The sequence below is a fragment of the Arthrobacter sp. 18067 genome (assembly GCF_902706295.1).
Taxonomy (GTDB): domain Bacteria; phylum Actinomycetota; class Actinomycetes; order Actinomycetales; family Micrococcaceae; genus Arthrobacter.
Genome location: NZ_CACSJJ010000020.1, coordinates 110,846 through 124,112, shown reverse-complemented (window position 1 = coordinate 124,112; position 13,267 = coordinate 110,846). Strand labels below are relative to the sequence as shown.

12 protein-coding genes are annotated in these 13,267 nt (G+C 62.3%); 4 read left to right on the top strand and 8 right to left on the bottom strand.

Features of this window, described 5'->3' with window-relative positions:
• Positions 1 to 172: 172 nt before the first annotated feature.
• Genes GVL04_RS19020 through GVL04_RS18990 form a run of 7 tightly spaced genes read right to left on the bottom strand, consistent with a single transcriptional unit; the run spans position 173 to position 7,430 of the window.
• Positions 173 to 1,276 (bottom strand): Gfo/Idh/MocA family protein, encoded by a 1,104-nt coding sequence (locus GVL04_RS19020; RefSeq protein WP_159707410.1) that lies wholly within the window; start codon positions 1,274 to 1,276, stop codon positions 173 to 175.
• Complete coding sequence (locus GVL04_RS19015) at positions 1,261 to 1,962, bottom strand: ThuA domain-containing protein (protein WP_159707408.1); 702 nt, start codon at positions 1,960 to 1,962, stop codon at positions 1,261 to 1,263. Before GVL04_RS19015 ends, GVL04_RS19020 begins: the two co-directional genes overlap by 16 nt.
• A 49-nt stretch (positions 1,963 to 2,011) precedes the next feature.
• On the bottom strand, positions 2,012 to 3,016 hold the full coding sequence (locus GVL04_RS19010) for a sugar phosphate isomerase/epimerase (protein ID WP_159707406.1): 1,005 nt from the start codon (positions 3,014 to 3,016) through the stop codon (positions 2,012 to 2,014).
• Positions 3,013 to 4,248 carry a Gfo/Idh/MocA family protein gene (locus GVL04_RS19005; protein WP_159707404.1) on the bottom strand — a complete coding sequence of 412 codons (1,236 nt, stop codon included), beginning with the start codon at positions 4,246 to 4,248 and terminating at the stop codon, positions 3,013 to 3,015. The genes GVL04_RS19010 and GVL04_RS19005 overlap by 4 nt, the downstream gene beginning before the upstream one ends.
• 26 nt (positions 4,249 to 4,274) lie before the next feature.
• Entirely contained in the window at positions 4,275 to 5,174 is a 900-nt protein-coding gene (locus GVL04_RS19000) for a carbohydrate ABC transporter permease (RefSeq protein WP_159707402.1), read from the bottom strand.
• A complete protein-coding gene (locus tag GVL04_RS18995) occupies positions 5,174 to 6,106 on the bottom strand; it encodes a carbohydrate ABC transporter permease (protein WP_159707400.1) in 933 nt (310 codons plus the stop codon). The genes GVL04_RS19000 and GVL04_RS18995 overlap by 1 nt, the downstream gene beginning before the upstream one ends.
• A 4-nt stretch (positions 6,107 to 6,110) precedes the next feature.
• Positions 6,111 to 7,430: an extracellular solute-binding protein gene (locus tag GVL04_RS18990; RefSeq protein ID WP_159707398.1), complete on the bottom strand. Its 1,320-nt coding sequence runs from the start codon at positions 7,428 to 7,430 to the stop codon at positions 6,111 to 6,113.
• Between the two features lie 283 nt (positions 7,431 to 7,713).
• Between GVL04_RS18990 and GVL04_RS18985 the strand changes: the two genes are divergently transcribed.
• Positions 7,714 to 8,781, top strand: coding sequence for a LacI family DNA-binding transcriptional regulator (locus GVL04_RS18985; protein ID WP_159707396.1), 1,068 nt, complete (start codon positions 7,714 to 7,716; stop codon positions 8,779 to 8,781).
• Here the strand turns inward: GVL04_RS18985 and GVL04_RS18980 are convergent.
• A complete protein-coding gene (locus GVL04_RS18980) occupies positions 8,753 to 10,213 on the bottom strand; it encodes a lipase maturation factor family protein (protein ID WP_159707428.1) in 1,461 nt (486 codons plus the stop codon). The two genes, GVL04_RS18985 and GVL04_RS18980, sit on opposite strands and share 29 nt — an antisense overlap.
• Positions 10,214 to 10,317: 104 nt before the next feature.
• On the opposite strand from GVL04_RS18980, the gene dxr reads away from it, so the two are divergent.
• From dxr to GVL04_RS18965, 3 genes are all read left to right on the top strand, one after another.
• A complete protein-coding gene (gene dxr / locus GVL04_RS18975) occupies positions 10,318 to 11,502 on the top strand; it encodes a 1-deoxy-D-xylulose-5-phosphate reductoisomerase (protein ID WP_159707394.1) in 1,185 nt (394 codons plus the stop codon).
• Between the two features lie 33 nt (positions 11,503 to 11,535).
• Entirely contained in the window at positions 11,536 to 12,867 is a 1,332-nt protein-coding gene (locus GVL04_RS18970) for an RIP metalloprotease (protein ID WP_159707392.1), read from the top strand.
• A gap of 86 nt (positions 12,868 to 12,953) precedes the next feature.
• Positions 12,954 to 13,247 carry a YciI family protein gene (locus GVL04_RS18965; protein WP_159707390.1) on the top strand — a complete coding sequence of 98 codons (294 nt, stop codon included), beginning with the start codon at positions 12,954 to 12,956 and terminating at the stop codon, positions 13,245 to 13,247.
• Positions 13,248 to 13,267 lie beyond the last annotated feature (20 nt).

Sequence of the window (13,267 nt, the reverse complement as noted above, 5' to 3'; positions counted from 1 at the left end):
GAAGCCTCAAGAACCGAGACCCCCGCACACACCAAATCAACAAACTCGGCACGCGCACCCGAAGGAAACAACTTGACCATGAAACGCTCCATCAATCAGAGCGTTGCAACGACCCTATGACTTTGCCCCGAAACATGGGCATTAACTGCCATCTCGGCACGGGTATGAACAGCTAGGCGCGTACCCCCGTCGAGAGTTCAGCCAATTCCACCGAGGCGGGCCGTGCGACCGTGCTCTTGATGGCTACCGACTGTCCTGTCTTGGCCGAGTCCAGCACCGACTCCATGACCTCCAGTGCGTGGAACGCGAGCTGGCCGCCGGCGCGTGGTTCCTGTCCGGCGGGTGTAGCTGCCAGATCGGCGATTCCGAAGCCCCGGCCCGAGTCCACATAGCCAGCGGAGACTGGGAGTGTCTCCCACTCTTCGGCGCCGAGCGCGAAGAGTTGGACGTCCCCGTCGAAGTGGTTGGGGTCCGGGACGATCAACGAACCGGTCTGCCCGTGGACCTCGATGTTGGGGCTCTTGGTTTTCACGGCGTCGAAGCTCATGAACAGCGTGGACAGGGCTCCGGACGCGTGGACCAGGACACCGGTGACGTGCGAGTCGATATCCACCGGAACTTTTTGGCCCTCTCGCGGGCCGGACCCGATGGTGCGTTCGCTGCGCGTGTGGCTCGCCGCGCCCACCACCGAGACCACAGGGCCCAGCAACGTGACCAGTGCCGAAACGTAGTACGGCCCCATGTCCAAAAGGGGTCCGCCGCCAGGTTGGTAGTAAAAGTCGGGGTTGGGGTGCCAGCGTTCATGACCTGGAGTTGCCATCGTGGCCGTTGCCGAGACCGGTGCACCGATCAGTCCGTCGTCGATCGCTTTCCGGGCGGTCTGGATACCTGTACCCAGCACCGTGTCAGGTGCGCAGCCAACCACCACACCTGCTGCGGCCGCAGCGTCGAGTACTTCGCGGGCCTCCCCGGTGGTGGCAGCCAGCGGCTTTTCACCGTAGACCGACTTACCTGCGGCTATTGCCTTGAGCGCGATGTCCGCGTGTGCCGCGGGGATGGTCAGGTTCAGGACCAGCTCAACGTCGTCCGCTGCCAGGAGCTGGTCCACGGTAAGTGCCCGGACGCCGTCATACGAGTCGGCAACGGCCTGGGCGCGGGCGGGATCGAGGTCAGCAACGGCCACCAGGTTGATGGAATCCAGCCGACGGAAGTTGGTCAGGTACTGGGCGATGATGGCGCCGCAGCCGATGACTCCTACGTTTATCGGGATGCCCACAGCATGCCCCTTTCGATGATGGTGCGGACGTTGCTGTCCTGGAGGATTTCCACGCGGTGACCCGGAGTGCTGACAAAGATCCTGCCCTTGCCCCACTGACGGGTCCAGATGGCCGGGGATGTCACTTCACGGTTCCACGGGTCCCATTCGCGGACCTTCTGGGTGGTGGTCGCCAAAACGTCGATGTAATCATCGCTGAGGACCCAGTACTGCTCCGTGACGAGATCGAAATCGCCGATTCCCTGGGTGATGGGATGCCCGGCGGCAGCAGGCAGCATGTTCACGGTATACGGGACGTAGTTGTCGGATTGCTCGCCGATCCGCTGGTCAGCGTGCTTGCCCGGGTGGCAGGCAAACTGGCCACCGATCAGGTGCAAGTAGTCGGAGTTGTTGCGGTAGGAGTCAGCAATGCCACCGTGCCAGCCGGCAAGCCCGGTGCCGTTCTCGACGGCGGAGCGGAGACCTTCGAATTCGTCCTTCTCGATGGTGGTCATGGTCATGCACTGCACGATCAGGTCGACGCCGGCCATGTAGTCGGGGTCCGCGTAAATCTTGGGGGATTCCTCCACCCGGACGTCGTAGCCGTTGTCCTTCAGGTAGGGAATGAACAGCTCGGTTGCTTCCACCGGCTGGTGTCCGTCCCATCCGCCGCGGACCACCAGCGCTGTCTTGTTGTTGCTTGTCATGGTTTCCTTCGTTTCGGGGCGTATCTCAGTGAGCCAGGGTTTGTTGCGGTCAGCGCGTTGCAAAAGCAGCATCGAATGCGGCAGCCGGAGGTCGTATGGCGGCCAGGCCACGAACCATGGCCAGCGCTTGGGGGGCGCCGACCAGCCGGTCCATGCCGGCGTCCTCCCATTCGATGCTGGTAGGTCCTTCGTAGCCGATAGCGTTCAGCGTGCGGAAGATCGGCTCCCAGTTCACGTCGCCGTGGCCGGCTGTGACGAAGTCCCAACCGCGCCGCGGGTCAGCCCACGGCAGGTGGGAGCCGAGCCGGCCGTTGCGCCCATTGAGCTGCCGGACCGATTCCTTCACATGGACATGGAAGATCTTGTCCGCAAAGTCCTGGAGGAACATCACCGGGTCCAGGTCCTGCCAGATGAAATGGGAGGGATCGAAGTTCAGGCCGAAGCCTTCCCGGTGGCCGATCACGTCCAGAGTGCGCTTGGCAGTCCAGTAGTCGTAAGCAATTTCTGAGGGGTGGACTTCGAGCGCGAAACGGACCCCCACTTCGTCGAAAACGTCCATGATGGGATTCCATCGGTCCGCGAAGTCCTGGTACCCGCGCTCGATCATGGCGTCCGAGGCCGGCGGGAACATCGCCACGCATTTCCAGATGGAGGATCCCGTGAAGCCTGTGACGGTCTTGACCCCAAGCCTGGCGGCCGCGCGGGCCGTGGTCTTCATTGCTTCGGCGGCCCGCTGCCTAACGCCTTCCGGTTCGCCGTCGCCCCACACTTCCGGCGCAAGGATGTCCCTGTGCCGCTCATCGATGGGGTCATCGCACACCGCCTGTCCGGTGAGATGGTTGGCGATGGCGTGGACGCTGAGGTGATGCTTGTCCAGGACATCCAGCTTGGCCTGCAAATAGGCGTCGTCTTCTACGATGCGCTGCGGATCCAGATGGTCGCCCCAACAGGCGATCTCCAAACCGTCGAAACCCCACTCTCCGGCGAGCCGTGCCACTTCCTCGAAAGGCAAGTCGGCCCACTGTCCGGTGAAGAGGGTGATGGGTCGGTTCATGATGGCTCCTTGTCGACGTTCTGCCAGCGGCTTGAGTTGTCTGCGCTCGCCTCGACGGCGGCCAGTACCTTCTGCACCTGCAAAGCATCAGCGAACGACGGCGAGGGCTGCTCGCCTGCGCCGATGGCATTCACGAGGTCCACCACCTGATGCGTGAAGCCGTGTTCATAGCCAAGGCCGTGCCCGGTGGGCCACCAGTTGGCGGTGTAGGGATGGGATGGCTCGGTGACCATGATCTTCCGGAACCCGGCGTCAGGTTCCAAGGCCGAATCGTAGAACTGGAGGGAGTTCATGTCCTCGAAATCGAAGGCGATGGATCCCCTGGTGCCATTGAGTTCCAGGCGCATGGCGTTCTTGCGTCCAAGCGCAAAACGTGTGGCTTCGAAGATGCCGATGGGGCCGGAAGGAGCCCCGGACCCTGAGCCGGCGTCAGCGCCGTCGTCGTGCCTGGCCTCAAAACGGGCGGTGAACAGCGCTGCGTCGTCGACGGTCACGGGACCGCGAGGTCCTTCGGCGCCACCATGGCCGCCGAGACCCACAAAGTCGCCGCCCACAGGGCGTTCCTTCACGAAGGTCTCCAGCAGGGCCGAGACACCAGTGATGTTGAGGCCGGTGATCCATTGAGCGGCGTCGATGCTGTGTGCCCCGATGTCTCCCAGCGAACCGGACCCGGACTTGGACTTGTCCAACCTCCAGGTCAGCGGCGCGTCGGCGTCGCTGAGCCAGTCCTGCAAGTACTGGGCGCGGACGTGCCTGATGTCGCCCAAACGTCCGTCGTCCACCATCCGCTTGGCAAGGGCCAGCGCAGGTGTCCGGCGGTAGCTGAAACCGCACATGGAAAGGACCCCGCGCTCGGCTGCAGCCTGCGCCACAGCTGTCATTTTCTCCGCTTCCTCCACAGAGTTGGCCAAGGGCTTTTCGCACAGGACATGCTTGCCGGCCTCGAGGGCGGCGATGGCGATCTCGGCGTGGGTATTACCCGGGGTGCAGATGTCGATGAGGTCGATGTCGTCCCGCTCGATCAACCGGCGCCAATCGGTCTCTACGGAGGCCCAGCCGTACTTGCTGGCTGCCGCCCGCACACCTTCCGCATTCCTGCCGGCCACTGCCGTGAGTTCCGGGATGAGGGGCAGGTCGAAGAAGCGCGGCGCCGTCCGCCAGGCGTGGGAGTGCGCCGCGCCCATGAACGCGTAGCCCACCATGCCAACCCGTAGGGGTTTTGGTTCCGTCATGAGGTGTTCCTTTCTGCTGAAACCAGTTACTTGCTGAATCCGGCGGTCAAACCGCTGAGCAATTGCCGGCGGGCCACCACGTAAACCACCAGCAGGGGGAGCGTGGCCAATACGACCGAGGCAAGCACCGCCGGAATGTTGACGCTGAACTCACCCTGGAAGGTCCACAGTGACAGCGGCAGAACCCGGGTTTCCGGGCTTTGGGTGAGGATCAGCGGGAACAGGAATCCGTTCCACACATGGAGTGCGTTGTAGATGCCAACCGTGATGACAGCGGGCTTGGTCATGGGGAGCGCGAGGCGCCACATCATGGCCCAGTCCGAGCAACCGTCCAGCCGCATCGACTCAAACAACTCGTTGGGAACATCCCGCATGAAGTTGGACAGGATGAGCACGGAGACCGGGATCGCGAAGGCAATGGACGGCAGGATCAAGGCCAGCAAGGTGTCATACATGTGGGCCTTGGTGATCATCCAATAGATGGGGATGATCGTGGCGTGCAAGGGGATGGCCAGGCCAAGCAGGAACACGTTGTTCGTCCAGCTGAGGAACCTGCCCTTGCCCCGAACGATCGCGTAGGCCGCCATGAACGCGACGAAGAGCGCCGGAACTACGCTGCCCAGCGTCACGATAAGGCTGTTGGCGAAGTACCTTGCGAAGTCGTTCTCCAGGACAAGCTTGTAGTTGTCCAGTGTCGGCTCTGCCGGTGGCAACATCGGGTTGGAGGTGAAGAAACCTGCCTGGTTCTTCAGGCTGGTGATCACCACGTAATAGACGGGCACGATGATGATCGCCAACCAAAGCCAACCGCCCAGGCCGCCCAGGAAGTTTGGCCGCGAGCGGCCAAGTTTTTGGGGCCGACGGCGGGTGGTCGCCGGCGCCGGAAGCGGAGCCGGTACTGTGGGGATTTGGGTCGTGGAAGCCATTACGCACCTTCCAATTGGCTGGCGTTGCGGTTCTTGCCGCCGAGTCGTTGAAGGAAGAGGGCCAAGGCCAGTCCGATGACCACCAGGATCACTCCCAAGGCGCTCGCCGCTCCCATGTCGTTGGCTTTGAAGCCGGTGAGGTACATGTGCAGCGGAAGCAACCTGGTGGAGTAGCCCGGGCCGCCGGCTGTGAGCACGAAGATCAGGTCGAAGTACGCCAGGGATCCCACCACCATGAGGGTGGAGGACGTGATCATGGTGTATTTGAGTTGCGGCAAGGTGATGTTGAAGAACTGCTGGATACGTCCGGCGCCGTCGATTTGCGCCGCCTCATACAGCGAGGTGGGGATCTGCCGCACGCCACCTTGATAGATCAGCGTGTGGAACGGCACGAACTGCCATGCGATCACGAAGACCACCACGAACAGCACGAGGTCGGAGTTACCCAGCCAGTCCTGCGCCAGGAACGGCAGTCCCAGGCCGGGGCCGAGTCCGAAGTTCGGATCCAGCAGGGCCTTGAACGCGATGGCCACGGCGGCCGAGGACAACAGCAGCGGCACGAAGTAGAGAACAGCCAAGGCCGCCCGGTATTTCTGGCTGGCAGCGGTGAAGACGCCGAGCAAAAGGCTGATGGGTGCTTGGACGATGAAGGAGAAGAACATGATCTTGGCTGTGACCAACAGGGCGTTGCCCGTGACGGGATCGGCCAGGACCGTGTTCCAGCTGGAGAGTCCGTCGAGTTTGATCTCACCTAGACCGTCCCAGCGGGTGAAGCTGAGGAACAGGACTCCCAGAAGGGGGAGGATGGCGAAGAGCATGAAGAACGCCAGGGCAGGGGCCGCCAGCCAGCCCGACGGACCCTTTTCCAGGGTCCGTCGGGACGGCTGATCCCGCCGGGACAAACGCTCCCGGGTGGTTGTTGTGGTTGACACAGGACTACTTCCCGATCGTCGCGTTCATGGTGGAAGCGAACTGCTCCGGGGTGATCTTCTTCAGGAAGATCTGGTCAAGGTTGGCCAACATCGCGTCGCCCTGGGCCGGGGTCAGCGCCTGGTCCCACGAAGGCGTGAAGTCCGGAGCATCCTTGGCCATGCCATAGACGTAGGTCAGGAAGTCCTTGTCAGGAGATGCTGCCAGCTTGTCTTCGATGCCGGTGACCACAGGTACGGCGCCTGAATCGATCAGGCCTTGGACGTTCTCATCATTGAACATTCCGTCCTTGACGTACTCCAGTGCTGTCTTCTTCTGCTCTTCGGTGGCCTTGGAAGACACAGACCAGAAGTTCGACGGGTTGCCCACAACGTTCGCCGGATCACCCTTGCCACCCTCGACGGTGGGGAACGGTGTGTAACCAAGCTTGCCGCTCGAGACGAAGTCGGCTGCGTCCTTCTTCATGCCTTGGTAGATCCAACTGCCCTGCAGAATCATGGCGGCTTTGCCGGTGTAGAGCAGGGCCTGGTCGGCGTTGCTGTCAGCGGCGATGGAGGAGAAGCCATTGATGAAGCCGCCGGCATCCACAAGTTCCTGGATCTTGGTCAGGGCTTCGATCACGGCGGGATCCGACCAGGCGTCCGGCTTGTTGGCAGCAATATTGGCGAAGACCTCAGGGCCGCCAATACGATCCACCAAGTATTCGAGCCACATCAGGTCGGGCCATTTCGACTGCCCGCCCAAGGAGAAAGGTGCCACGCCGGCCGCCTTGAACTTGGGCACGAGGGCCATGAGCTCATCCCAGGTCTTGGGGGCTTCGGCGCCGATCTTGTCGAAGACTTCCTTGTTGTAATAGAGCACAACGGGCTGCACTTTGTTGTTCGGCAGTGCATAGGTTTTTCCGTCGATGACGCCGCTTTCAAGGATGGATGGGAGGTAGCGGCTCTGGACATCGGGGTTCTCCTTGAGGAAGCCCGTCAAGTCATCCACTTGGCCGGCGTCTACGTAGGACTTGAGGACGCCGCCGCCCCAGCCGTAGACGAGGGTGGGCCCTTGGCCGGCGCCGACGGCGGTGCGGACCTTGGTCTTGTAGGCATCGTTGGCGAAGAAGTCGAGTTTGATGGCTGAGTCCGGGTGCGCCTTGTTCCAGGAGTCCACGGATGCTTGGAACACGGGCTGGTCGCCACCTGTCAGTCCCCACATGGTTGCAGAATCCGCCGAGGCTCCCGTTCCGGCCGGGCCGGAGGACCCACAGGCTGCGAGCGCGATCGAGAGTGCGGCTGCAGAAACGGCCATTCCGGCGGTACGCAACTTAAGGTTTTTCATGTGCAGTTTCCATTCGTCCTTCGGGCTCGACGCTGATGGCCCGGTTGTTCGTGTAAAAAGCCACACTTCGCGATGAGGAGATCGACTGCGATCGTCCAAACATGTTGATTTTTCGAAATATTTCGATAATCCTTTCGGAAGTGCCCACCAAATTTAGCCGTGAGCCGCATCACCGTCAAGGGCTAGAAGGGGCCGACTTCAAGGAATTCGACCTGCCATTGACGAACCTGCTTCACATCAACCACACTGGTGTCGTCCGAAATATTTCGAAAGCAGGAGCGTTGTGGAACGTCATCTCCGCCCGTCCAAGCTCACCCTGGCCGCCGTTGCCGCCGAGGTGGGTGTCTCGGCGCCCACCGTTTCCAAAGTGGTCAACGGCCGCGAGGACGTGGCAGAAGTCACCCGGGCCAGGGTGTTGGCGGCACTGCAGCGCACCGGCTACAAGTCGCCACTCCAACGCAAGAGCATCCCGGAGCACCGCGCTGTGGAGGTTGTTTTCGATTCCTTGAATTCGGCCTACGGAGTCGAAGTCCTCAACGGAGTCATGGAGCACGCGGCGGTGTCTGAAATGGAAGTCATCCTCTCCATCACCGGGCGTCAGGCAGCGTCGCCTTTGGGACCGGAGGAGCGAGCACAACGCATGATCGACGAAGGCCGCGCAGGCATGATCGTGGTGACCTCGGCCTTTGGATCCGCCCAGTTGGAGGCGTTCAAGCGCCGGCAGATCCCCATCGTCGTTGTCGATCCGCTGAATCCACCGCCCGCAGACGTCTTCAGCGTTGGAGCCAGCAACTGGGCAGGAGGCAAGGCCGCAGCCTCGCACCTGCTGGAGTTGGGCCACCGGAAGATCGCCTACATTGGAGGTCCTTCGACGGCGGAGTGCAGCCAAGCCCGCCTGCATGGCTACATGGCCGCACTGATGGCCGGAGGTGTCACCGTGGACGACGACTATGTTTCTGCGGGCCCGTTCAAACCGGAAAACGGGGTTCGCGCCATGAAGGCTTTGCTTGCCCTGGACGATCCGCCCACGGCCATCTTCGCCGGCAGCGACAGCATAGCCCTCGGTGTCCTGGCTGAAGCTCGGCGTCAGGATGTCCGGATTCCAGAGGAAATGAGTTTGGTGGGCTTCGACGGCACACACCAAGCCGAAGAGTCCGTGCCGCCGCTGACCTCTGTGTCGCAACCGCTGCAAGAGATGGGACGATCTGCTCTGAGCTTCATCCTCCGCCAGAAAAATGGTGAAGAAATCGACTCACGCAGGGTGGAACTGGCCACCCACCTGGTCGTCAGGGAGTCCACTGCCCCACCGCGGGCGTCGAGCGCTAGGGGAGTTGCCGCCGTCGAGGGTTGAGCTGCATTGGCGGAATGGCGTCATACAGCAGCACCCGCACCCAGCGTTCGCCGGTGTCACGGAACTCTGCGCGGCCGGCAAAACGGTAAAGGTAGCTGCGCGCGCGGACCCACCGGGGGCGTCCGCCGTCGAACGGGTCCTGGCGAAGCAGCCCGAGGGTCGGCTTGTCGGCCTCCAGAAGTCTGTCCAGAAAGGCGTAGAACCAGTCCTCGTGGACGGTGCGCAACGGCAGGAACCACATCAGCCAATCCAGCCTGAGGTGGTACGGCGCCCATTGCCGGGGGAGTCGCCGGACATCACCAGGTTTGCCCTTGAAGCTGTACTCCAGCCACCGGTCATCAGGAGCGTCCGGCTCCTCAGCGGTAGTGCCCTCCACCACGATTTCGATTCGCTGCTTGGTCACCGTGCCGAAAGCCCCATACGCATTGACCAGGCGCCAACGATTGAAACTGGCATTCATGAGCTGCTGCCGGGAGAACAGGTTCAGGAGCGGTCGGTAGCTCAGCACCAGCAAAAGGATCGTGACAACCACGACGACGGCGAGCCACCACACCGGGGTATCGGCACCTTGGTGCCAATCAAGTGGGATGAACGGGAAAACGGCATGCGCCACCGGATCGCTGACGGCCGCGAAGGCAAGGACAATCGCCACCCAGTTCAGCCAGGCGAAGTTTCCGGTACCCACCAGCCACAGCTGGGTCACGATGATGATGCTTGCTGCGATGCTGGCCAGTGGTTGAGGCGCGAACAGGAAGAACGGGACCACCAGTTGCGCGAAGTGATTGCCCAGCACCTCCACTTTGTGCAGAGGACGCGGCATGAGGTGCGCTTGCCGGCTGAGCGGACCAGGCATCGGCTGCGTCTCATGGTGGTAGAACATCGCCGTCATGTCCCGCCACTCCCGGCCACCACGGATCTTGATCATGCCCGCACCGAATTCGAGCCGGAAGACCAACCACGCAATCAGGATAAGGATGGTGGTTGGCGGGGGAGTCTGGTCCGAGCCCAGGAATGCTGCGACGAAACCTGCTTCGAGGAGAAGGATCTCCCAGCCGAAGCCATAGAAGGTCTGGCCGACGTTGACGATGGACATATAGAGGAACCACAGGGCTAGGAAAGCCAGCATGGGTAGCCACGGTGGGCCTGTTTGGGGGAGGCCCACCACCAGCACGGCAGCAACGGCGATACCCGCCCAGCAGACGGTCTTGAGCAGGGCATCCGAGTAACGCCAGCGGAAGAGGGTGGGCCTGGCCAGCCGGCGGGCCATGTCGAGGAAAGCCGGTACCGGTAGCAGGCCGCGCTCGCCGAGGAGCGCCGGGAACTGGTTCATCGTGGTGAGGAAGGCGACCAGATACAGTGCAGCCGTTCCTCGCTGCAACACCTGCCGGGCGAATTCGTAGTCCCGCGCATCGAACCAGGACAGCCACTCCACAACTCCACGGTACGCGCGGGACATTGATGGTCAAGCACTTCGGGTTTTCCACGTGGGAACCCCCTCCGTTCGCGGCTCTCTTTACTGACTGGGATACTTGAAGCATGCAGCCGCGCAAGATCGTCATCCTCGGGTCCACCGGTTCCATCGGCACACAGGCGATTGACGTCGTTGATGCCGCCCCGCACCGTTTCGAGGTGGTGGCGCTCAGCGCCGGCGGGGGCAATCTCGAACTCATCGCCCAGCAAGCGGTCCACACGCGGGCGCAGGCTGTCGGAATTGCGCAGGGAGATCCAGCCACCCTGCGGCAACTGATTGACGCCGCAGCCTCAGCCGCAGGCGTGCGGGATTTCGCCCCTCAGATTTTCGTCGGACCGGACGCATCCACACAGATCGCCGCCATTGAGTGCGACGTGGTCCTCAACGGCATCACCGGTTCCATTGGCCTGGCACCAACCTTGGCCGCGCTCGGCACCGGCGCAACACTGGCACTGGCCAACAAGGAATCCCTGATCGTCGGTGGTGCCCTGGTGAAAGCCGCCGCCGGCCCGGGGCAAATCGTTCCCGTTGACTCGGAACATTCGGCCATTGCGCAGTGTCTCCGTTCCGGCACGGAGCAGGAAGTCGAAAAGCTGATCCTGACGGCCTCAGGTGGTCCGTTCCGGGGTCGCACTCGTGAACAGTTGCACGACGTCACGCCGCAAGAGGCGCTGGCTCACCCCACCTGGGACATGGGCCTGATGGTCACCACCAACTCAGCCAGCCTGGTCAACAAAGGTCTGGAAGTCATCGAGGCGCACTTGTTGTTCGATGTCCCCCTGGACAGGATCGACGTGGTGGTCCATCCCCAGTCGGTGGTGCATTCCATGGTTCAGTTCGTGGATGGATCCATCATCGCCCAGGCATCGCCTCCTGACATGCGGCTGCCGATCGCCCTGGGTCTGGGCTGGCCGGACCGGGTCCCGCGCGCCGCCAAGGCTTGCGACTGGACCAAGGCCACCAGTTGGACCTTCGAGCCACTGGACACTGTCGCGTTCCCAGCCGTGGACCTCGCCAAGGACGCCGCCAAACAGGGCAGCACTTTTCCTGCCGTGTTCAATGCTGCCAACGAGGAAGCTGTTCAAGCCTTCCACGCGGGCCGTATCCGGTTCACGGACATCGTGGATACCGTTGAGTCCGTCCTCAGCGAACACTCAGGCTCCTCCGAGCTAACAGTGGAGTCCGTGCTGGATGCTGAGAAGTGGGCACGTGCGCGTACCCTTGATCGTTTAGCCAGCAGCGCCCTCTAGCTCACAAACCCTTATGGAAGCAGTCCCACCGGCATGAGTCCCGTCCTTCTCTTCATTCTCGGAGTCGTCTTCGTCGCGATCGGCGTTGCCGTTTCCATCGCTCTGCACGAGGTCGGCCACCTGGTGCCGGCGAAGCTCTTCAAAGTGCGCGTCACCAAGTACATGATTGGCTTCGGACCCACGCTGTGGTCCAAGAAGAAGGGCGAAACTGAGTACGGCTTCAAGGCACTGCCGCTGGGCGGCTACGTATCCATGATCGGCATGTACCCGCCGAACAAGGAGGACGGCGCTGTCCGCCCGTCCAGTACTGGAATGTTCCAGACACTCGCCACTGAAGCGCGTTCCATGGCGCACGAGGAAGTGGGGCCCGGGGATGAGAACCGGGTGTTCTACAAGCTCCCTGTGTGGAAAAAGGTCATCGTCATGCTCGGCGGCCCCGCCATGAACATGGTCATCGGGCTCATCCTGCTGGCTGTCCTGCTCATGGGCTTCGGTACGGCCCAGGCAACCACCACCATCGCAGACGTATCCAAATGCCAGGTTGCCGCTGGCGAGACAGTGGACCCGGACTCTGCGGAGTGCAAGCCGACACCAGCCGCAGCGGCAGGGCTCCAACCTAATGACACCATCACCTCATTCGACGGAAAGCCCGTCACCAGTTGGGACGAGTTGACCGGGTGGATCCGTGCCTCTGCAGGCAAGGATGTCCCCATCACGGTGATGCGCAACGGTTCACCTGTAGAGACGACTGTCACGCCCGTTCTCTCGTCCCGGCCCGTCGTTGGCTCCGATGGCCGACAGGCACAAGATGCCAATGGAGTTTTGCAGTATCAGGAAGTCGGCTTCCTCGGGATCGGTGCCCAAAGCGCGCTGGTTCCCCAACCGGCGTCGGCCGTCCTGCCCATGGCGGGGGAGAACATTAAGCAGATTTCCGGTGTGATCTTCAACCTGCCCGCCAGGGTGGTGGGGGTGGCGAAAGCTGCCTTCAGCGAGGAGCCCCGCGACCCGAACGGTCCCATCAGCGTGGTGGGTGTAGGCAGGGTTGCCGGCGAAGTCGCGGCCATGGAGCAGGTGCCGTTGCAGGCACGTATCGGAACGCTGGTGGGTTTGCTCGCAGGCCTCAACTTCGCGTTGGCCATCTTCAACCTCATTCCGCTGCTTCCGCTCGACGGCGGTCATGTGGCCGGCGCGCTGTATGAAGGAGCGCGACGCCAAGTGGCCAGATTGCGGGGCAAGCCGGACCCGGGATCGTTCGACATCGCCAAACTGTTGCCGGTCACCTACGTGGTAGCCGCACTCCTGATGGCCATGGGCGCCCTCTTGATCTACGCGGACATCGTCAAGCCCGTGAACATCTTCGGCTGACCCGTGAATAATTTTCGGCGGAGCTGTGACCATTTCCTGCCCAGCTGTGAACATTTCCTGCGGAGCTGGCGGGATAGGCTAGCTCCATGACTGTTTTCGCTGTTGAGTACGTATACGTCGCCGATTCCGGCGCCCTCCGCGACGAAGCCCGCCCAGCACACCGTGCCTGGCTCGGCGAACTGGCCGAGGAAGGCAAGTTGCTTGCCAGCGGCCCCTATGGAGACGGCGCCGGCGCGCTGCTCATCTTCAAGTCCGCAGACGAAGCCGGGCTCAATGACCTCCTCAAGCAGGATCCGTTTGCTGAAGCCGGAGTTATCGCCGGCATCCGCACCACGGAATGGGCCCCCATCATCGGCGTCCTGGCTGCCCACGCGTCCTAACCCGGCGCTCTCCACCACAA